Source organism: Desulfosporosinus sp. HMP52 (assembly GCF_000765145.1).
GTDB lineage: Bacteria > Bacillota > Desulfitobacteriia > Desulfitobacteriales > Desulfitobacteriaceae > Desulfosporosinus.
The window spans coordinates 22,149-44,261 of record NZ_JMGA01000015.1; the positions used below are offsets into that span (position 1 = coordinate 22,149).

General features: G+C 39.5%; 19 protein-coding genes. 12 read left to right on the forward strand and 7 right to left on the reverse strand.

Translation table 11 applies throughout. From position 1 onward, the window contains the following. Positions 1–14 precede the first annotated feature (14 nt). Both DP73_RS05440 and DP73_RS05445 read right to left on the reverse strand, forming a co-directional pair. On the reverse strand, positions 15–461 hold the full coding sequence (locus DP73_RS05440; RefSeq protein WP_034598063.1) for a MarR family transcriptional regulator: 447 nt from the start codon (positions 459–461) through the stop codon (positions 15–17). A gap of 432 nt (positions 462–893) precedes the next feature. After that, the gene (locus DP73_RS05445) at positions 894–1,175 is read right to left on the reverse strand and encodes a DUF5316 family protein (RefSeq protein ID WP_034598065.1); all 282 of its coding nucleotides are present in this window, start codon (positions 1,173–1,175) and stop codon (positions 894–896) included. Positions 1,176–1,497: 322 nt separating this feature from the next. On the opposite strand from DP73_RS05445, the gene DP73_RS23360 reads away from it, so the two are divergent. After that, positions 1,498–1,638, forward strand: coding sequence for a hypothetical protein (locus tag DP73_RS23360; RefSeq protein WP_165574388.1), 141 nt, complete (start codon positions 1,498–1,500; stop codon positions 1,636–1,638). Between the two features lie 45 nt (positions 1,639–1,683). Here the strand turns inward: DP73_RS23360 and DP73_RS05450 are convergent, their stop codons facing one another. Beyond that, positions 1,684–2,136: a GyrI-like domain-containing protein gene (locus DP73_RS05450; protein ID WP_034598067.1), complete on the reverse strand. Its 453-nt coding sequence runs from the start codon at positions 2,134–2,136 to the stop codon at positions 1,684–1,686. A gap of 290 nt (positions 2,137–2,426) precedes the next feature. Between DP73_RS05450 and DP73_RS05455 the strand changes: the two genes are divergently transcribed. From DP73_RS05455 to DP73_RS05475, 6 genes are all read left to right on the forward strand, one after another. Beyond that, entirely contained in the window at positions 2,427–4,034 is a 1,608-nt protein-coding gene (locus DP73_RS05455) for a hypothetical protein (protein WP_034598096.1), read from the forward strand. Between the two features lie 318 nt (positions 4,035–4,352). After that, entirely contained in the window at positions 4,353–4,595 is a 243-nt protein-coding gene (locus tag DP73_RS23365; protein ID WP_034598068.1) for a hypothetical protein, read from the forward strand. Positions 4,596–4,657: 62 nt separating this feature from the next. Further along, positions 4,658–4,819: a DUF5316 family protein gene (locus DP73_RS23370; RefSeq protein WP_165574389.1), complete on the forward strand. Its 162-nt coding sequence runs from the start codon at positions 4,658–4,660 to the stop codon at positions 4,817–4,819. A gap of 165 nt (positions 4,820–4,984) precedes the next feature. Further along, a complete protein-coding gene (locus tag DP73_RS05465) occupies positions 4,985–6,481 on the forward strand; it encodes a hypothetical protein (protein ID WP_034598070.1) in 1,497 nt (498 codons plus the stop codon). 151 nt (positions 6,482–6,632) lie between these two features. Next, positions 6,633–7,181 (forward strand): sigma-70 family RNA polymerase sigma factor, encoded by a 549-nt coding sequence (locus tag DP73_RS05470; RefSeq protein WP_034598072.1) that lies wholly within the window; start codon positions 6,633–6,635, stop codon positions 7,179–7,181. After that, positions 7,174–8,718 carry a DUF4179 domain-containing protein gene (locus tag DP73_RS05475; protein ID WP_034598074.1) on the forward strand — a complete coding sequence of 515 codons (1,545 nt, stop codon included), beginning with the start codon at positions 7,174–7,176 and terminating at the stop codon, positions 8,716–8,718. Before DP73_RS05470 ends, DP73_RS05475 begins: the two co-directional genes overlap by 8 nt. Before the next feature lie 394 nt (positions 8,719–9,112). Here DP73_RS05475 and DP73_RS21980 read toward each other — a convergent pair whose 3' ends face one another. The 3 genes from DP73_RS21980 to DP73_RS05495 all read right to left on the reverse strand — a co-directional run bounded on the left by DP73_RS21980 (position 9,113) and on the right by DP73_RS05495 (position 14,690). Further along, positions 9,113–12,523 carry a cell wall-binding repeat-containing protein gene (locus tag DP73_RS21980; RefSeq protein ID WP_052090418.1) on the reverse strand — a complete coding sequence of 1,137 codons (3,411 nt, stop codon included), beginning with the start codon at positions 12,521–12,523 and terminating at the stop codon, positions 9,113–9,115. Between the two features lie 283 nt (positions 12,524–12,806). Beyond that, on the reverse strand, positions 12,807–13,694 hold the full coding sequence (locus DP73_RS05490) for a phosphatase PAP2 family protein (protein WP_052090420.1): 888 nt from the start codon (positions 13,692–13,694) through the stop codon (positions 12,807–12,809). A 213-nt stretch (positions 13,695–13,907) separates the two neighbouring features. After that, positions 13,908–14,690: a ferritin-like domain-containing protein gene (locus tag DP73_RS05495; RefSeq protein ID WP_242865706.1), complete on the reverse strand. Its 783-nt coding sequence runs from the start codon at positions 14,688–14,690 to the stop codon at positions 13,908–13,910. Between the two features lie 464 nt (positions 14,691–15,154). Here DP73_RS05495 and DP73_RS05500 point away from each other — a divergent pair, with 464 nt between their 5' ends. Then, positions 15,155–15,847, forward strand: a complete 693-nt coding sequence (locus DP73_RS05500) for a DNA alkylation repair protein (protein WP_034598078.1) — start codon at positions 15,155–15,157, stop codon at positions 15,845–15,847. A 669-nt stretch (positions 15,848–16,516) separates the two neighbouring features. Then, positions 16,517–18,259 carry a sigma-70 family RNA polymerase sigma factor gene (locus tag DP73_RS05505; protein WP_034598080.1) on the forward strand — a complete coding sequence of 581 codons (1,743 nt, stop codon included), beginning with the start codon at positions 16,517–16,519 and terminating at the stop codon, positions 18,257–18,259. Positions 18,260–18,263: 4 nt separating this feature from the next. On the opposite strand, the gene DP73_RS05510 is transcribed toward DP73_RS05505, so the two are convergent. Then, entirely contained in the window at positions 18,264–19,514 is a 1,251-nt protein-coding gene (locus tag DP73_RS05510) for a hypothetical protein (RefSeq protein ID WP_034598100.1), read from the reverse strand. A gap of 82 nt (positions 19,515–19,596) precedes the next feature. On the opposite strand from DP73_RS05510, the gene DP73_RS05515 reads away from it, so the two are divergent. The 3 genes from DP73_RS05515 to sppA all read left to right on the forward strand — a co-directional run bounded on the left by DP73_RS05515 (position 19,597) and on the right by sppA (position 22,109). Continuing rightward, positions 19,597–20,406: a hypothetical protein gene (locus DP73_RS05515; RefSeq protein ID WP_081962966.1), complete on the forward strand. Its 810-nt coding sequence runs from the start codon at positions 19,597–19,599 to the stop codon at positions 20,404–20,406. Positions 20,407–20,633: 227 nt separating this feature from the next. After that, positions 20,634–20,927, forward strand: coding sequence for a hypothetical protein (locus DP73_RS05520; RefSeq protein WP_034598082.1), 294 nt, complete (start codon positions 20,634–20,636; stop codon positions 20,925–20,927). A gap of 186 nt (positions 20,928–21,113) precedes the next feature. Beyond that, on the forward strand, positions 21,114–22,109 hold the full coding sequence (sppA, locus tag DP73_RS05525) for a signal peptide peptidase SppA (RefSeq protein ID WP_034598084.1): 996 nt from the start codon (positions 21,114–21,116) through the stop codon (positions 22,107–22,109). Positions 22,110–22,113 lie beyond the last annotated feature (4 nt).

The window sequence follows — 22,113 nt, forward strand, 5'->3', positions numbered from 1 at the left end:
AATTAATCCACCTTCTATAATTTGTTCATAAATTTCACAACGTTCTTTAGGTTATCTGCAAATTGCTCCATTTCATCGGAATCTACATTCTGAAATAGTTCATGCATACTCTGAAGGTGATTGGCAATAACAATTTCTATTTGTGCCTTTCCGGAATCGGTCAGCGTTACCAAGGACTTTCGACGGTCATTGGCAAAATCGCAACGTAAAACAAAACCGGACTCTGTCAATTGGTCTATTAAAGTGGTTACACTGCCTTTCTCCATGTATAACATCTTAGCAATTTCTGTGGAGGTCAAATTTTTAAACCGATGTAACATCATAATAATTTTGACATGATTTTTCTTCATGCCAGTTTTACTTTCATTATTTTTCCTAAAGGAATAAAGAAATTTTTCGTGAAACATATCCATAAAACTAAAGAGTAGATCATGTAATTCCCTAGTCTCAGAATAATTCAATGCCTACACCACCTATCTGGTTAGAAATCTAACTGTTAGAATACTAACATAGTTTACTCCGAACATTTATCATCGTCAAGTATAAATAGTAGAAATTAGGGTAAAAAAAACACCCGTGCCAAATTAAATAAGCCAAATTCGTCAGTACTGACGAGTTTGACTTACACCCCGGCATAGGATGATCTGGTGCCCAGGCTGCTTTATAAATGGACTCCCCTTGACATAGTTTTTCAAATATTTGGTGATTAGCAGACGCTCCCTGATTTTGCTCTGGAAAGTGAAGACTTAACAATCGCCATTGAGATAGCTTATAAATTATCACTATTGATAATAACCACCGGTATTACTTAAATCACAAAACTAATCCAGTCAATTAATAAGACCTAGCCTGTGGCTGATCTAACAATAAATCAAACTCTATTTCCCTTAAAGTCAAATGAAATAAGTAGTTGCAAGCCCTGCCAGAAAACAGGGCAAACCAAATAGGAAAAACATAGAACCAGTTTTAGTTCGCCGAGTAAAATCTGTGGAATCTGAATAATTTGCTCTAACCCTTTCTCCACTTACAAAAGTCCCAGACAAAAGACCACTAATAATAATTGGAATAATGCCAAGTAACAAAAGTGAGTACGTAACTATTTTAGGACTATTCATGAAAAAGTATATGATTAGTAAAAGAGCTCCCACGATTGATCCCGCTAGAAATGAACGCATATTCTCACCCCCTAAATATTCATTAGTAACCTAATGCTACCCGCATCATATAACGCTCTGGGGATTCCCGAAGCGTCTCAACAACATTCATCTTCGCAGGTTTTTTGTTTCCCTAATTCTTTATTAAGGTATACTTTCTTAAAAACCAGCTCTATATGTATATGTCATAAAACTTACCTTTACAGGGACATAAAACTATATTCTTCGTTAATATCCAAATTCCTTTCTGAGCTGCCGTTTATTGATAGTTCATTTGATTTCATCCTATAGAATCTGTAACTTTCTTTACAAATGTCCCCTTACAATAATGGAATTTAAAAGAGTGCTTAAGACAAATGGTGTATTACTTGCAATTGAAATGGTACTGAAGGATTCAATTTCTGACTATACCTATGACATGGCAGATTACACCGTCGATCTCTGCGTTCCTGCTAATGACGGTAATTTCTTTGATTTGAGATAATTAGTAGTGTAGTACTTGAAATTCATGGTGGCCTCCTTTGAGGATTTATTTTATCGGGACACAAATTTCACAATAATGATTATTAACCATTTTGACTGCATACCTTTCAAGGACAGGTCTTGTTTCATCGAATTGATAGTCTTGCTTCAATAGTTCCGGAAAAATTAGAAGCCACGCTTTTTGAACTGCTTCCGCGGTATGACTGATCATAAAAACAGCGTAGCTGCCCCCAATGATATTTGCTTGACTAACATGTTGAGTATTAACACAATAATCATCGGAAACAACGATACATGTATCATAACGACAGTTTTCAGGTTTTGTTGTCTCAGGATTGTCATGAGCAATTCCTAATATTATTGATTTATCATCAAGTAGATCGTTAGACTTAGCCCAGTTTTTTAATTTTTCCATCGTTTGTACACCGGTTCCATAAGGCCCGATATGCCTTATATATGCAATTTTATACGGCGGAATTGTTTCAGTCTTCATATTCATGGCGTAATTTCCTTTCTCATTAAACAATGTGATTTTTTTCAACAATACAATGCCTTAAAAAATAATTCAAAACAATTTTTAAAACTGTAGTTTTTAACACCTATGAATTATAAAGTTTGGCTGAGAAACAAATTAGGCCGCCTCGCTTTAATGAGGCGGCCTGAACCCTATGTATAGTTATTCGCAAGCTTTCTCATTTTGTCTGGAAGATTATGCTATAATTGTTTAACAGGTTGTCATCAATGGCATTGTCCGTAAAGACTGAGATGACAAAGGAAAGGAACAAAACTATGAAAAATGCAAAGGGAAACATCATTACAGGGATTATTTGGGTTGCACTTATCTTAATCTCCTATTATTTTCTGCTTGTGCCTATTAACATCCAATCAGTGGGTTTTTGGGCATATTTTTGCATAATGCTTCTTTTGGGTGCCGGATTATTTCTTTTGCCCCAAGTAGCAGTTAACGGAAAAAAGATTACCTTAAAGAAGGAGCCGCAAGTATGGTCATATCTCCTCAGGGCGTCAATCCTTATAATAGCAGCCGTCGGAATAATGGCAATTTACTCTATGCCATTATTCCATGCTCACCGATATGCAACTTTAATTGAAAAGCACGAAGGGAATTTTGCAGAAGATGTTGCAGAAATAGCCTTTAATCAAGTTCCAACCGTTGATAGAGATACCGCCCAGAGACTGGGAGACAGAAAAATGGGTGAGATCGTTGAATTGGTCTCCCAGTTTAGTGTTGCTTCGGATTATACACAAATCAATTACCAGGGAAAGCCGGTTAGAGTGTCTCCTTTGGAATATGCAGGGTTCTTTAAATGGCTCAATAATAAGCAAGCCGGACTTCCAAATTATATTATGGTCGATATGATTAACGGAAAAGTAACTCTAGAAAAACCGAAACAGGCTATCATGTATTCAGAAAGCGAACGATTTGGAAGAAATTTAGAACGTTACTTAAGATTTAATTATATGAACGATATTTTCGGGAACTTTAGCTTTGAAGTTGATGAAGATGGTACACCATATTGGATTGTAGCAGTGCTTGAAAAGAAAATTGGTCTTTTCGGCGGTACTGATGTAAAAGAAGTGATTATGTTAAATGCTTCAACAGGAGAGCATCAAAAAATAGGCATAGAAGAGGTTCCAACCTGGGTGGATACAGTCTTTGAGTCTGAACTTGTGATAGAACAAGTTAATTACAATGGTAAATATCAAGGCGGTTTTTGGAATTCAATCGTTGGACAACGAGGTGTGCTTGCTTCAACAGATGGATACAACTATCTAGCCATTAATGATGATGTGTATTTGTATACAGGAATAACCTCTGTAGTGCGTGATGAATCAAATATTGGGTTTATCCTAGTCAATCTACGAACAAAAGATATGACATTTTACAGTATACCGTCAGCCGAAGAATATTCCGCTATGGAGAGCGCTCAAGGTGCAGTACAAGAGAAAGGGTACGTCTCGACATTTCCTCTTCTTTTAAATATCAACGGCAAGCCAACCTATTTCATGTCTTTAAAAGATAACGCAGGGCTTATTAAGATGTATGCGTTAGTAGATGCTGAGGATTATCAAAAGGTAATCATAGGTGTTACTGTAGAAGAAACCTTTGCAATGTTTACGAATAAGGGTACAGCCACAAGCGAAAAAGTTTCAGAACTCAAAGAACAGTTTGAAGTAATAGCGAAGATTACAGATATTCAAAATCTCGTTATCGAAGGAAATACTTATTACTATATCCTGTTAGAAGGACAGGAGGATGTCTTTACTGCAAATATCACCCAATCAGAAAGATTACCCTTCCTAAAAATCGGTGATACGATCAGTGTAAAATATGTAGAAGAAAAAGAAACAGTCAATAGTATCGTGAAGCTGCTTTAGTAATCAAATTTAGATGAGTCAGGGGGACCGCTCCCACTTGAAGTGGGAGTCTTAAAAACTTGATAAAATGCGGTGATTATTGACAAGAATTCAAAAGCACAAGCAAACGATCCGTATGAACGGGTTGGATGCTTGTGCTTATTCAAATATATAAGGGAGAAGTTGAATTGCTCAAAGAATTCCAGGTGAAGGAAATTTTTTGATAGCCTTTTTAAACATAAATCACATTCTCTTGAAGGGGATAGCCGTGCTAAATACTTTATTGTAGAAATTTTACATAATTTATATAATGAGTTAAAAGTGTGAGCGGGTGAGAGTATGAAGAAAATTTCCCTTAATAAGATTTTTAGAATACTAATGATTATCTTAAGCATTTTAGTCTTATTTATTATTAGTAATTTGGCACTTATGTACTATGTGTTGGTCATACAGGATGCTCCGCCTCCGCCAACTGAATCGAATATAAAAGAAATGAAGGAGCTTTTAGTTTTCTGGATAGTTTTGGTTGTAGAAAATAGTTTTTTGATCCTATTCACTAAAAATAAAGAGTTTGTAGAATAGAGCGGGCTTGCCGGAAGCCTCTACCTCTAATGTAGTGTAAGTGGGGGAGGTTCACTCCTATTATGATAGCTGGTTTTATGTCTGGAGCCTATGTTAGCCGTGATAGAGTCAGAGGTAATTATACTGATCCTAAAGATTTTCATGAACGTTCAAGGAGGTCAACCAATTTATTTGTATTCGGGTTACCTTGCGTATTGTCGATAGTGATTTCCTTATTGTTATGATCACGAAGAAATAACAGCCCCTGCCAAGAGAACAGTTAAGCGAGTAGATTCTCCTTGACAACTCCAGACTATTGCAGTAGTATAAACCAAAACTATTGCAATAGTCTGGAGTTGTTTTCTTGAACAATATCGAAATTAATTCTGGATTGTGAGGGAGATGACAGTTTGAAAAGGAAGATACAATTAGTTCTTATGCTTGGCTTGCTTTGTGCCTTGTTATGGTCATCGTTAGGGTTCAGCAAGCCTGGATTTAGTGCAGGTAAGAGTGATCCAGAGAATACTGATGAAGGCTTACCGATGGCAGGGCTGCATTTGCACAATGATTTTAATAACGAAAATAATTGGCCTACGATCAGCGGAATATCAACAAATTATGTCAAGTTGGAAGATATAAACTCTAGCATGGTCCCTGAGATAAAGATGGATCTAAACATTGATTCTTTGGAGGATTTGATTGTCAGAGAAACAAAGGACGGGTTACTCTGTGGTTATAAAGTAAATCTTGCAACGAGTTTGGTTAATGAAAATAATTCTAAAAGCTGGCCTAAAATATTGAAGCTGGATCTTGAAGGCAACGTTGTCTGGGACAAAGTTTACATGTATCCGACAATCTCGGGAGAGATCAATAATCTGCAGGTTTTTCCTGATGGAAGTTATATCTTTTCAGTTCAGACATCCCCCCGTTACAGTGATCAGGGCATGATTTGCGAAAAAAGTATCCTTGTAAAATGTGATAAGAATGGAGAAGAACTTTGGCAACGGGAGTTTGACGATGATCTAGGGGATATGCTGCGGTATCTTTTTATCACAGAGAAGGAAGAAATCCTGGCGGTAGGAAAGTGGTTGGGTGAAAACGGGAAACAGACGAAGGCCGGAGCATTCGATATTGTCGTTACGAAACTGGCTAAAGATGGTCAAGTCATACAGCAAAAAGGGTTTGGGGGCAGCGGCTTTGAAAATCTTGACGGTGCAAAATATGACAAGGATCTGGGAATGATCATCAATGGCCACACGACATCGCAAAATGGAGATTTCGGACTGCCTGAAGGACAAAAGTTTGCTGATTTTGTTGCAAGGATCGCTATAAACCTTTCCTTGCAATGGGTAGTCAAGACTAACGAAAACGAACACTTTGTCTACAATCAACTTGGCCTTGCTGACGGTTATGTCTATGTTCTTGGCGACAAGGGGAGCAGCGTCGTTGAAGGTACTCTTGTCAGCGGATTTCTAATAAAGCTTGATGAAAATGGAAACAGAGTATGGTTGAAATCCGACCTTCATAAGGGGTTGTGGGGGCGTGTCTTATCCTTGCTTCCAAATAACAATATTATTATTGCGGCAGGACAACAAAATCAAGGCAGTATCTTGGTTGTTGATTATAATGGTCAGGAAGAGAAAAGAATGGAAGTTATAAAATATGCGGCAGGCAAGATCAGGCCCACGTCGGACGGCGGTTATATAGTTACTGCTGTCAGGGAAATAAAATGTATACCTCAACCTGCGTATGTCTCTTCTATTTGGTATGATACTGAGCTTGTAGTGATCAAATATAAGCATGATAACACTATTGAATGGCGAAAAACTTATGATAAGTACAAAGATGAAAAGGGTTTGGATTTTGTGTTTCCTTTAGCTAATGGTAAGGTTATTGTCGAAGGTTAACCACTATGCCCCACACCGGATCAGCAAGGTGTGGGGCATAGCGGTTATAACAAGATTATTTCTTTGATTTAAAACTTTTTAGGGCTCAGTGAAGTCCAATAAGCGAAGTCTAAAATCGATCAAACGAGGAATCCAGACAGAGAGGTGAGCAATGGAAGCGCAAACTATTGTCGCAGCAATAAAAGGAGATGATGAGGCTTTTTACGAGCTTATAAATCTTCATAAGCAACAGCTATATCGGATCGCTTTTCGGTATTTGAAGAGTGAACATGATGCCCTGGAGGCTATTCAAGAAATGACCTATCGTGCTTACCGCAGCATACATAAACTTAAGGAGCCTAAATATTTTCAGACCTGGCTTATTCGCATTCTTATTAATACCTGTAACGACGAGTTAAAGCGGCTTAGAGTCCAACTTCCTCTGACTGGTGAGGTTATTCAATATAAACTGACAGCCTTAGATGACTCAACTGAACCGGGAGGAAGGGTAGATTTGCAACGTCTGGATATTCTAGAAGCCCTCGATCGTCTCGATCTCAGATATCGTCAGGTTATTGAACTGAAGTACTTTGAGGATTTAACGATTCAGCAAATTGCTGCTGTTTTAGAACGACCTGAAGGGACGATCAAGACCTGGTTATTCCAGTCCTATAAACTGCTTAAAGAATACCTTCAAGTAAGGGGGGACAGTCATGTTTGAACGAAAAGAACCAGATGAGAGCCATAAAGGGAAAAAAAGGACTTTAAGCCATTCAGAAACGTTGGAAGAATTCGTTAAGATGGATGAGTTAGATACAATTGACGACTTGGGAGAATTAATGAAGGAGTTTAAAGCTTTTCACGAACTTGATGGTGTTAATCAGGTTCATAATCAACTGATTCAAGCTAAGCCTCGGGTTGCTGACATGCCTAGCCCCCATGAACTCGATGAGCATATTCAAAAAGGTTTAACTAAGGGAATAAAAGCCCAAAAGGTATGGCGTTTCCGCAAATGGACTACTCTAGTGGCAGGTTTTCTGCTGGTCGCCTTTATTACGACGGCTCGGGTTTCTCCCGCTGTTGCGGCTGTATTACATCAAATACCAGGTCTGGGTTATATTGTTGAACTTATAAACTATGATAAAGGACTTCAATCCGCAGTGGAGAATGATTTTATCTTACCCATGGGGGTCTCAGATGAACATGAAAATATCGTGTTTACCGTCGATGGAATCATTATCGATGAGGCAAGCCTGGTCATATTCTACACCGTGGAAAACAAAAGGGGAGAAGGTACCTTTGATTTTTTCAATGTTAAGCTCTTGGATGAAATGGGTGAGCCTCTGAAGGAGATTACTATCTGCCACAGTAGCGCTGGTGAGCCTGATAAGGATGGGGATGGCAAGATTCAGTCCCGAATTAATGTCAACTTTAATGACAATACTGTGATTCCAAATCGACTGTCCTTAAAAGTGAAGCTTTGTGAAATATTTCAAGATCATCCCTTCGATCCTTCCTCTCAACTTCCTTCAACTTGGGAACTCACAATCCCTGTGGAGAAAGATAAGTTTGTTGGTATGAAGACGGTCTATGAAGTCAACCAGAGTGTAGTTATTGAAGGGCAAAGACTTACCTTTGAAAAGGTTACTGTGTACCCAACGCGCATGGCCCTAAATGTATTCTATGATCCAGGGAATAGCAAAAAGATTTTTGCCTTTGATGATCTGACTCTCGTCAATGAAGAGGGGGAAGAGTGGGGGAGTATCATAAACGGAGTGAGTGGCAGCTATCCAGATGAGAACAGGGAAATTCTCTTTTTCCAGAGTAATTATTTTTCCCAATCCAAAAAACTCTTTTTGAGAGGAAAAAGCATCCGAGCTATGGATAAGGAGAGTTTAAGAATTACTCTGGATCCAGAAAAAGAAAAAATTCTTGTTGGCCCTCCAAACCTTGTGCTTGATCAGGTCATTAAGAATCCCTCAGAAAAGAAAAAAGAACTAATTTTCTCCCTGAAAACTAATCCTTTGTACGATGAAAAACGTGGATTTTCTGTATTTCCCTTTGAATTCATGGATGCGCGAGGAAATTCATTCGAGATTATAGGGCAGAGTACAGCCACCAGCTCTGACAAACCAGGGTATGATAAAACCTTATGGCTAACACTCCCGGATAACCAATCTTACCAATCTCCGATCACATTTCAAATTCAGGATTATCCAAGTCGGATTACGGGCGAGTTTGATATTAGAATTAAATAGTATAGCGGAAGTTTTGTTTTCCATGTAAATTGTACATTTCAATTTTTACATTTTATTTTTACTACTCCAATTGTTTTTGGGGTAATTGGCATAGTGAATCTATTCATAAATAGAGAAAATCAAGGAATGATTGGTATTTTAAACAAATTACACCCATTCTTGATAATTGTTGCTCTTGCTCTACCTATTTTGCTTGATGGTTCACTAACTGAATTGACAACAATTATAGGGAGCGTATTGTGTATCGGGTTGATTATTAGTAATACTCTTTTATATGTGAATGATTTTCTTGAGTTTAGAAATATGAAAGCTTAACTGCAGAATCGATATTGGTCTGTGAAACCCTATCGTTTGGAATGCAGGCAAAAACACAATAAGAACAAATCCGGCCGCCTCATAATCGAGGCGGCCAGCGGATGATATTCGCTTTTACATTATCGAATTGGATTCTATCTTCTGTTCCGGAAAGCACAACAATGTTCGATGCTCTAACATTATGGAGGCTTAGATTTCCGTCCTTTTGTAGATCAATAAAGATCGTTCCTTGGACAGTAACGTTATTTAGGCTGTCATTGTTGCCTTGGATATATAGACTGTAATCCAGGTTTGTGTTTTGCAGGGTTAAATTGTCTCCCGTTATGACAAGCATTTTATTAAATTGTCCGGGATTATTGCTGTCGGTTCCTCCCAAAGTACGATTATCGGCGGTTAGCAATTCATGGGAAGATAATTGAGTAATAACGTTGTTCGTTACTACAGCCTGCCCTCCCAAGACGGAGAGATTTTGGGGAAAGTTTAATTTAGCATATTCCAGTATTGCGTTATCCATCGTTTTATTCGTAAGAATAATAGGGGCAAAATCTCGAGCCGCCAAAGGGACACCGGTTAATGCATCAACGAGAGTTTCGCCGTTTGCAACATAAACTGAGTGATATTTAAGGTCATTGGCAAAATTCTTTAAAACCTCTAAATTTGTATCATATTTGGTAGTGCCGGCATATCGTTCTTGATGACCGGGGAGACTGTTTTTTACATTTTCAGAAACAACAGCCGTTCCGCCGATAACATAGCTATCAGTTATCAAATTCTGAATACCATCAAGATATTCTGTGACTTTAGGAGGAAGCTGATTTTTTGTTGTTGCGAGAACGGGCATTTTCTGGGCAGAAGCGATAGATCCAATGGAAAGGGCATCTGCGGGACTAACCCAGCCGGCTACCACAACAATCTTAGTGAAGTCAGCCCCTAAAGACTGCATTTTATTAGCAATATTTACAGAGGTTTCATACTGATCATACCCTCCAAGCTCGATAGGTGTAATCCCCATGGACTTCAGCTCACTGATCACGGCCGGTTTAATGACTGCCGTTCCGCTGGTGATATAAGCTTTAGAAGGTTTGAGGCGAGTAATTTCCGCCTTAGTATAGGGATTTAAGCTGTTATTTTCATCGGTCAGAAGTATGGGAGCGTTAAGCAAAGAAGCAAGGGGACCCGCGGCCATTGCATCGATGAGATTGGGCCGCATCCCCGCAGAAAGAATGATCGAATCTGAAGTTTCTTTCCAGCCGGATTGGGCGATTTTGGCAGCTGTTTCATACTGGTCGTATCCGTCGAAACGGGTTTCCCGATGAACGGCGGGGGTCGTTGGCAGCTGAATTGTCTGGGCAACAGGAATAATTTGAATAAAGTATTGGTTATCTAAATAATTTGGAAAATCATTTTGGGAAACAGCTATTATATTTCTGTCTTGATAAGCCATATAAGATACTTCTCTGCTCAGAAAGGATAACGTATCAACTTTGGTAAAACTGCCGGTGCCCGTCATATTATTGTCATATACACTGATTGCTCTGGGAAAAGGATTATTAGTCAATTGAGTATTGGCAGTATAAAAACGATGATATATTGGATCAAAGGCTGTATCGGTAAAGGGAGAGTCCAAGCGGGTAAGATAATTTAAGTCCTTATCAAAGACATTGCCAATACCATTAAGCAGATATTGACCGTCGGGGGAAAGACGGAAATCATCCGTGAGAAGCAGTATCTCTGAATCTTGTTTGTTGCGGGACATTAAGTCATGAGAAGAGCCAAAAACCCCGTTGTTCATGCTATAGACATAAACGTTAATAATACTTCTGGTATAAAGATCTTCTTCTACCATATATAATTTGTCGTTCGAAATTAAAAGCTGGGGAAAGCCCTGCGAATCAAGCATACGCTCGCCGGGATAATATATATGCGAGTTAAGAACGCTCAGGTTACTTTGGTAAACCTCACTGAACTGAGTATTATGGTCAACCATTTGTCCCGTGCTGCGGGAGAAGCTGGTTATCTCAATGCCTTGTATTGTATAAGCAGCAATGTAGAAAAAGTCGCCGCTTACCGCAATATCATCAGGAACTATACTAAGGGGAATTTCCTTTGTCAGCTTAAAATGATCAGGATCAATGATGGCTACTGTTCCGGATGAATCTTGCCTGAGGGAGGGTTGATTGTCCCGCTGCATAAGGGTTACATAAAGCTCGTTGTTATCGAAAGCCATTTTTTCCGGAGGCAGCGCTAATTGGATGAAAGAAATCATTTTAGTTTTATAATTAACGGCATAAATCCTTCGGTTGGTATTATCAGTTAAATAAATTACAGGTCTATTAGGATCAATTAAGGAATCCGTCGGTTTAAAATTAACAGGGATGACCGGACTAAGTGGATCCGGCTGATAGGGTACAGGAGAGTTGCTGACATCGGAGGATTCAACAGCCATGCTACCATGGCTGCCCCCGGTTGTCAGGGCAATCAGCTTGCCGTTTTGATAAAAAACCTGATGAACATAGCCATGGGCTGTAAATGCTGCATTTTGCTTAAAAGTACGGAAACTATAAGGATTATCATAGTCATAATTATAAGCTTTAACCATGGTGGGGTCTTTTCTGTCAGCGACATAAAAATCATTGGACGCTGAATTAAAGGCCATAGAAAATAAATTATTGGGCAAAGAGGTAACCTGGTTAAGGTTGGCATCCAGAACAACGGAATCAGTCGTAAATATATATTCACCATCGGCAGAGACAAACAGTTCTTTAGGCAAGTTAGTGACGCCGAAAACCATGCGAGATAAATTATTGCTTCTGACCCCATCATCAGAAACATCGTAGCTGGACACTACGACAGATTTAGTTCCAATAAATGAATAGAGTCGATTCAATTTTGGGTTGAATACAAGCTGACTATTTGGCTCGATTTCCGCGCCTGAAGCTGTCTTTTGTTTGGTTCGACGGGAATAGGTCTGCAGGCTATGATCTGTTGTGTTGTAAGGGAGAATATAGATGGAATCTTTGTCGACGATCATATCCTTTGGCACAAAGTCCAGAGGTATCTCATCAGTTACAGTAAATGTCGAAGTGTTTATTATCACAATCGACCCGGTTGCGGAAACATCAATTAGTGGATCAATGTTTGATTTTTGTAAGAGAACATAAAGTTCACCGTTTTCAACCGCCAGCTTGACCGGGATTCCATCAAAATTGAGCGACGATATTTGTTTGGTCTCGAAATTAGCTGAGTAAACCCTTTTGTTTCGATCAGAATCTATTAAATATACAATCGGTTTGGTTGGATTTATTAACGCCTTGGAAAAAGGAAAGGGCAGATCTAATATCGGTGTTAAAGCAATGCTTGAATTTTCAACAGCATTCGCAGCGGGGATAGAGACTAAAGAAAGTTGGAGGATGACCAGAATGAATGCTAATCCAGAAGCTATTTTTTTCATAATTAAGTTGTTATGACCTTTAAGAATTGGATTTTTCAAAGATGTTCTCCTTTCTCTAGTCAAGATGATGATGACAGATTTAAGGATAACTTTACTATGTTTTTAATTCAACTGGTAAAGGATGTAAGAAACAGCATCAATCTTTAAAAATGTTACTTTCATGGATTTAACATAGAAAAAACCGTAGAGAAATGTCCCTACGGTCGCAGTTTGATTACGATCACTGTCAGTCTTTAGATGTGGATTGGTCGTTGATAAAAAGCTTCAGGAATAGAGTAGTAGGTCTTGGGAGAATAGATAATAGGCTTGAGAAGTAAAGAGACTAAATTTGGCTGTTAACTTTATCGGCAGTATCATAGGGTTTTACGGCGAACATTTTATTAAACAGCAAGGGAGCTGCAATGGTTATCCAAAATCCTATGATAAGATAGCGTATGTAATCTGATGCAAGGGATTCGCTCAGTACTTCCTTGACAATAATCTTAAGGGCAATCAGTACGGTCATACCAAGAATAAACTTAATAACCTGCTGCCAGATCAGGCCCTTTGCTTCATAATGTATGTACCGGGAATCCAGCAGGTATCCGATGATAAAGCTGGAGAAGGTTCCGGCGATTTTGTAATAGTCATAGGTTTGTACAAAAATCATACCCAGCAGCATTGGTATAAATAGGATTAGCAGCAGTGTCTTCCGGTTTGTCCTCTCCGCATAGCTGAATACAAAATTGGCCGCATATACCCAGGCAAAACCCGCAATTGCCCCCATCGCTACATCCAGAAGTGTATGGACTCCCAGATAGAGCCTGGACATAGCCATAAGGATCACCAGTATGATCCCTGCAGCATAGATCCATCTTCTTCGGAATGCCGATGCTGCAGCTGTGCTTAAGGCCGATATGCCCTGAGTATGACCGCTTGGAAAGGAATAGCCTGTGGCTGTTTCTGGTCTTATAGGGATAATGCTTTTATCCAGTACAAAAGGTCTGGGTATTTTAAAAGCCTCTTTCAAAGAAAAATTGAATATCCAGGATGTCAGGTAGGCAAAGCCCATCACGTAACCGGACTTTTTATTTACACACCACAATATAAGGCATAAAACCCCAATAGCAAAATAGTCCTCACCCAATATGGTAATCGATGTAAACACCTGGTCTAGCACAGGATTTCTGATAGATTGAATCCACTTAAGCATTTCCAGTAAATATTCCATTGATTCATACCCCCCTCATTTGCACGATTGTTCCTTTTCTTACTATAAAGTAAATTTCCAAAAAAATACACCCCCAAACGGGTGGGGTATCCCGTCGCAGGGTGGCATTAACAAACAAGCCGGAGCGTCTTAATTTTAATGACACCTCCGACTTTAATCATCTAATCTGCTATTTTATGTTTATGCTAATCACTGAAGCTCAGCATTCTTTGTTTATTGAAGTTTTGGATTAAGGGGGCGTGAGCGAGAGATATCATCATTCCTGTCCAATAAATGATTCATTCCTCTTACCAAAGAGTCATCTTCCAACACACTCCATAGGTGGTATCCTAAGTCTTCACGCTTAAGTAAAACCTCTTCTAAAACCTGTACTGTGCCAAAATCCTTAAGTTCATGAGCTCGTTCAATGGTTTTACGCAGCATGAGTTGGATTTTTAATTCATGCTCAAGGTCGTTGCGTAAAAAGTCACGCATAGTATATCGGCCTTCAACTTCGTGTTTGATATAGGATATTTCATGCTGTGTCACAGGATGTGCGGTAGGAACTACCCCTAATCTTGCTACGCGCTCTCCGACTTTATCGATATGGTTTTGAGTAACATCAATATGTTCGTCTAACAAATGATGCAAACTGAGAAAAGATTCTGCTCCTTCTGTTAACCAATGATGCTTTGTGTACTGGTGTAACGCAACATTTAAAGAGCATAAATGGTCGTCAAGCATTAGTCCCATTTCTAAGCGAACATCAGCGTTCAGACTAATTCCGGAACCCTCAGATCTTACGGTTCTAGGCTCCTGTCGTAAAATCATGTTTTGTGGTTGACTTGTTGTGTGCCCTGGCATAGTTGTGTCAAATCCAGATTTTGATAATTTAAATCCTTCTTGAAACTGACTTACGTTTTGTTGAACCATTTTAAAGTCCTCGTTCATAATCTCTTGATTGGTTACATTTTGCATAGTTCCACCTCTATTAGTTAGTATGACATTTTTAACCATGCTTAACTTCTCCAATTACAGACTAAATATGTACAAAAGATCCTAGTAATCATTAACATGAATCCTGGGGGACTCATACTTGGAGTGGGTCAGTATAATACTTGCCTTCCCGACAATAATGACAATCCAATAAAATTCTAAAAGTTCAAATGAGCTGCCCTTCGGCAAAAAGTTTCAAGATGGAGAAAATAACGTGGGGTTAGCAATTGGTTCCCTTGCATTCTGCGGTATTTCTGCTATGGTGCATCATGCCGTGAACGGATGATACAGCAGTCACATGGGAAAAACAAGCGGGCGAACAGATTATTAGAGCAATAGGAGTTACCTTTACTTTTACTTACTTAATTCCTATGCTTTCAGAAATCTTCCCCGGAATTTATTATGAAAGACATATGTAAAATAAAGATAAGAGGATGTATAATGTGGGGGAATTACAGCATTCAGTAGATTAGAGGTAAAAGGATATGAGGGATATAGAATCAGAGGTACGGCATAGGCTTTTCGAGTTGCAGGATCTTAAATACAAAGAGTTTGCCTGCAAACTTATGCCGACGGTGAACCCAGAAACCGTAATCGGTGTTCGCACACCGGATCTGCGGAAGCTTGCCCGGGAATTTTCCAAAAGGACGGAAGCTGCGGAGTTTCTTAAAATCCTTCCCCACAGGTATTATGAAGAAAATAACCTGCACGGCTTTCTTATTGAAACTATCCGGGATTATGATGCCGCGGTTAACGCGGTTGATGAGTTACTGCCCTACATAGACAACTGGGCAACCTGTGACCTGATTTCACCGAAGATATTTAAAAAGCATCTGCCAGAACTCTACGAAAAAATCAAAATCTGGTTGATATCCGGCCGGACCTATACAGTGCGCTTCGGGATCGGAATGCTGATGAGCTTCTATCTCGATGACGCTTTCCGTCCGGAGATCTTAGAGCTTGTGGTGGCTATCCGGTCGGAGGAATACTATGTCAACATGATGATCGCCTGGTATTTTGCAACGGCATTAGCCAAGCAGTACGAAGCAACTGTGCCGTATATCCAGGAGCAGCGTTTAGAGAAGTGGACGCACAACAAAGCTATCCAGAAAGCGGTTGAGAGCTACCGGATCGGCGACGAGGAAAAGGCGTACCTGCGGGGGCTGAAAGTAAAATAGGGCCAGGTAAATAGAAGGGCCGCCTCATTTTGTGAGGCGGCCTGAACTCTGTGAATAGTCAGAGATAAGTTTCATCTTTTTGTCTGGAAGATTATGCTATAATGCATGTAACAGGTTGTCGATGTATCTCATGATTGCATTTGCGACACTCATTGCTATGATCATTAAGAAGAAATAACCGCCCCTACCCGGATGGCGGTTATTTCTTATAATCTCTAATTCGGGCTAACCGTTTGGTTAGACAATCTGCCGGGCTGGCGTGATTGCAACACGTCAGTCCTTTTCTTATATTATACCCATGAATTGTAAAATATGCAACCGGCTCATATACGGATAGGCTACAAAGAAGGAACGATTACTTACTTCAGTATCGGTCAGCAATGCATGGAAGATGAAGGAGCCGTTACAGGTTTTGTAATAAAGTGGTGTGTAATATTAGGATGCAGCTTTGAAGTCTTAATGTAAAAGATAGTATAGTAATAGGAATTTTACTATTTTAGTGGGATTTTCTTAAAAAAGTCCTTTGTTATATACAAACAGAAACTATATTAAAATGACTAGACTAGGTTCGTAAATATTTTTTAAAACTGTGGAACTTTTTAACCCCATTATGAATCCTAAATATTGAAATGCATTTCGAATTGAAATTGTTGAGGTGAGGATCAAAGCGTGAACAAAGATCTGATTGGGAGGGCTCGGCAGGGTGACCTTGACGCTTGGGAAGTAGTAATCCGGGAAATCTATCCCCAAGCTTCCAAGCAGGCTTTCTGCCTGCTGAGAGATAAAGATCTGGCCCAGGATGCCGTACAAAACACTATGCTTAAGGTTTTTAATAACCTGTCAGGCTTAAAAGATGAGGTTGCTTTTACCGGTTGGTGGCGGCGAATATTAACCAACGAAGTATACCTGTTGCTGCGTTTCAGCAGCAGGATAATGCCGGGGATATCACCGGAACTTCTAACTACCGGGGAACTGTCTGTCGAGGATGCAGTCACGCTGAAGTTGGAAATGGGGCAGGCGATTAAAAGGCTTCCTATGGAACAACAGCAAATCCTGCTTGATATTGATCTACGAGGATTGAACTTACAGGAAGCTGCGGAAGAATACAATCTACCTCTAGGAACGGTCAAGTCCCGATTATTCCGGGCCCGGGCCCGTCTGCAGGAGACACTGAAAGATTATCGAAAAAAGCTAAAGGAGCGAGTAGACATGACGTTAGAGTCATCAGATATAAAGGATCGAATTTGTGACTATTTGGAAGGAACCATGGAGGCAGCGGCCAGAAATGCTTTTGAACAAGAACTGGCGCAAAACCCTGCATGGCAAGAGGAGATGAAAAAGCAGAAGGACTTTTTGACATTCTTACATTCATTGACCGGTAAAATAACCCTTTCCGTAGCCGAAATTAAGGATAAGGTGCAAGCGGTGATAGAGAAAACAGAGGATTACGAGGAAATCGTGGACGCTACTTTCTTTGAGCAGGGAAAACCGACCACCATGACCTCCCATATCTGGTTCAAAAAGCCTGATTGCTATCGGACAGACGGGGACAGTGGGGCAACCGGGCCCATAACGGTAATTATGAAAGACGGAGTTATGCTGAGTTGGTTTGCCGATAAACGCCAAGTCAGTAAACTTATCTTAAGCCAGGAATACAGAGAACGTGGCAACTTTAATTTTCCGGACAGCCTTAAGGCCATGGCCGAGAATAAATCCAGCCGGATCTTAGGTACGGAATACCTGCAAGGTCGACCGGTTCTTCATGTGCAATTCAGTGAAAAAGTCCCCGGGCTGGGGGAAATGAATACTCATCACTGGATGGACAAAGAAACCTGGATGCCAATACGAACGGAATATTATAATGTCAAAGGAGATCTGGTAAACCGCCGGGAAGTGAGGGAGCTTCGCCTCAATCAGGGACTGCCTGATTCCCTGTTTGAACTGGATCTTCCTGAAGGGGTAACTATTGAGGAGGAGAACACCCAAGTTCTCAATCTTCCTCAGGATATAACTCTGACTGAGGCAGCAGAGCGCTTTGACCAAGCACCATATATTTTGCCTGGTCAGAATTATAAGATCAAACACCAATGGATTGAAGTAAAAGAGGGTAAAGGTGCTCTGGTCAGTATGTATTCTGTCCTCGGTGAGCAGAACCCTTTGTTGATAGTCACCCAAGGGCCGATGCCGCATACCAATCTACCTCCAAATGCTAGCACAGAACCCGTAGAAATTGATTTTGACGGCAGGAAAGCAACTGGAGGACTCACCAAGATCGATTTAGCGGGTGTGAAATACATGCTCGATTGGCAGGACAATGGCTACTATTATTCCTGCGGCGGGCAGCTGGAAAAGGATGAATTGCTCAAAATCCCCGGAAAATTGACGCAGCAATTTCCGCGCCTAGGTGAGTAGCGTATCAATTATTCGCATTCCCCATGAGCATTTCGGTAAGATCCTTAACTAACTTCCCTTGTTCGTCACAGATCTTTACTCTGACCATAGCATTCTCTATAGTGAAATAAAGAATATATTTGCTGCTGAAATCACCTTTTACTAAAGGGACTGTGGGATCAGGTATACTTTTTCTGGCAATGTTAACAGGCCCAAAGAGATTCTCATCTTCGAGGATAACTTTAGGTTCTTGTTCATAACTACATATATTTAGCTTACCCCTAAGGTTCTCATCATAACTGGCATAGACTAATGAATAATCCTGATTGTAGGTAGTTGAGGAGATAGCAGGCACAGCTCCTAGAGGATCTGTGTTAAATGGAATAGTATCCAATTTAAGCATATTCGGGTTATCGGATCTATTTCTTCTAATCATAAAAATATTTAAGGTTTGATTATTAGCTGAGCTAGGGGAGTCATTGTTCAAACTCATACCTATAAAACCGTATCCATCCTCGATAGCTTGTGCCTGAACAACCTTGGTTACAAGTGGTTTATTATAGCTGGTTAAGCTCATACCATCAAAAGCCATGGAGTAGAGGTCAATCCCATTACTAGTAAGTGAGGTATAGGTAAGGGTACGGTCAAGGTGGTTGGCATTGATTATTTGATAGGGTTTTCTTAAGAAGGTCATATCCTGGTTGGCCGGGTTATCTGTTTCGAAAAAAGGAAAGGCCGCTTGCTCAAAATTCTTTACATATAATAAACTATCATTGGCTCTAGAGTAATAGAGATTACCTTTGAAATCCATACTATTAGCTTCATTAAAACCATCGATGGGTAAGAGCTCCTGTTTAGGATACAAATTCTGCTTATCATCCCTGGAAATAGTAGTTTTAACCACGCCATCTCTGTAAGCTGTGATTATACTCTTTTCTGAGAAGGGACTAGCAAACAAGATAACATCCTCAAGGTATTGGTGAGTCGGAAATTCTGCTAAGAGTGTACTCTTACCGGTAGCAACATCTAAATAGGATAAATAAGAATAACTAATATCATCCTTGAGATTTGTGGCTAAAACTAAAACAGCGTTTTCAGCTAATATAAAATTATCTAACCAAACAATATTTTTAATTTGGCCGAACTTTGAAGAAGTAAATTCAAGAAAAGGTTCCCGAAAGTTAGGCTTAGGAAGTGCCCTGTAGGTGGAAAGTTGAGTGAAAACAGTAGCCAATAATACGACAAATGTAAAGAAGAACATAAAATATTTCTTCATATCCTGGACCAATACCCCCCTCCATAATATGGTATAATAATTAATTATATCACAAATTAGCTGGTCTAAAGGAGCGGAGCGAATGTCTATAACTGATAAATTAAACGAACAGTTTCAAGCTATTCATAAGGTTATTTGGATTATTTTGCTGCCCGTAGTTTTAGATATTGGCGAACTAAGTCTTTTTGAAAGGATTTTGAAGAGTGAATACCAGCCTATCTCCAGACTGTTCAACTTAAAGATAGGGTTTATTTCAGCCCCACCTAGTATTAGATATATCTTGGAAGATTTCCCGTCTCTGATCTTTCAGTATAATTATTCAAGCCCTTTTCAAGGAATTATCAATCAAGTCAACCTGACTAACATGTTACTTCTTTTATCGATTGTTCTGGTCACAAGCTTTTTGAATAGTGGTTATATGTCCGTTATTGGCCAAGCTGGGTATAAAAGGGTAACTGTCAAAGACTTTTTCAGAGATGGTAATAAATTATGGTTTAGGTTTTTTATCCTGGCTCTCTTGGAGGTTATCCCCTTTCTCTTGATCTTAATTAAAAGGGAATTTGGTTATTTTAGTTTGGGATATGTCGCTTTAGTTTACGTGAAGTACTCAATGGTTGTCGATCAAGTAAGTATAAGGAATAATTTTAAACTTGGAATTAGTTTCTTGTTTAAAAACTTAGGTTTAACTATCAAGCTAGCCTTTTCTTTTGGGATTTTGTTTTCTCTTGTGGGGATAAGTATTCACCCTTTAGCAGCTATGGGCTTCTATGGCATTGTAATCGGGGCAATTATCACTGCTTATTTTGGAGCTGTTATTAATAAAGCTGTGCTGGAAATCTATCGAGAGGTATCGGAAAAACAAATGGAAAAAAAAGAGATCGACGAGCTTTAAAAGCTCATCAATGAGAATAAGGAAGGTAACAATGATCTTCTTTGATGCGGGTTGTTGTATCAGTGGGAACAGGTTCAGAGTGGCAAGCTGAACCTGAGGGGGAGGAGTTTATCGCAGTGTCAATCGAGAGGAGGCAAAGCATGAAAAGATCGAGGCGAAATATATTACCCTTAAAACCCACTTATGGTATAATAAAAAGGCTTGAACATATATAAGGCGGTGAACTTATGAATGAAAATCAGGTGGGTGTAATACTTGAAGAAGTTCGGGATATGTTCAAAACCCTGGCTGAGGGACAGCGAATTATTGAAAATAGGTTGGGAAAAGTAGAAGAAGGACAAAAAGTATTAGAAGAAGGACAGAAGGTACTAGAAAATGGGCAGAAATCATTAGAATCTGATATGAAGAAAGTAAAATCAGATTTACAAATAATTAAGTCATTCGTTATTGCTGCAGATAATAGTTTTAACGACTATGAGAGCAGAATTAAGGCTTTAGAGAAAAAAACTGCAAATCTATAAATATAAGACAAAGCACTCGCGCAATTCGCAGGTGCTTTTTAGTTGCCTCGCAGTGTTTTCGATTTCTTTGCCTACATTGTCAATTTGATTTGCAATTCTTCGGAAGGGAATCTAAAATCTACTATGTCATTCCGGAAATTCTGAGTCTTCTCGCTGCACCATGATAAATAAACTAGGAGGAAAGTTATGAATAAAAAACGCTGGGTTTCTATAGCTGTTATTATTGTATTGTTGGTAGTGTATATCCGTACAGATATTGTTTCTACAGGAGAAAAAACTGGAACAACAGGAAAATTGGGAGATCCACTATCAATGTTATCTTCAAAATCACCATTTAGTACTGAGATTTATCAAGAAGGACTAGGCCAAACCATTGCTATTCTTAACGTAGACGGGACAATTGAGTCGGGCAATGCATTGTCAACCGGTACCAATACCTTTGATCATCAGGTGTTTTTACAGGAAGTCGAAAACGCCTTTAAAAATCCGGAAATAAAAGCAATCATTCTGGCAGTGGATTCACCTGGCGGTGGCGTGTATGAGAGTGATCAAATTTATCAGAAACTAAAGAGTTTAAAAGACATATACCAAAAACCTTTGGTTGTATCTATGGGTTCAATGGCAGCTTCAGGAGGGTACTATATTTCTATGCCGGCGGATAAGATTCTTGCGAATCGCTTTACGATGACTGGATCAATCGGCGTCATTATGTCTACATATAATTACAGCCAGCTGGCAGATAAATGGGGTATTGAGGAACTGGTTTTCAAAAGTGGTAAAAATAAAGACATACTGAATCCGATGCGTGACACGACGCAGGAAGAAATGCAGATCATGCAGGGGATCATTGATGAGTATTATGGTTATTTTGTAGATGTTGTGGCCACAGGAAGGAAAATGGACCGTCAGGCAGTCATCAGTATTGCTGATGGAAGGGTTTATACAGCGTCGCAGGCCAAGTCGCTGGGCTTAATAGACCAAATAGGGGATTTGGACGGAGCTATTACCGAAGCTGCAAAAATGATTAACGAAACGAACCCCAAAGTTATTAAATATAAAAAAGACGATCTGTTCAATTTGAATACACTATTGTCCCTTCCGTCGTCGAGACTTGACTTTTCGCGGATCAAAGAGGATTTGCAGAACAGTGCGGTACCTACAGCTATGTACCTATACCGCTAAAGGA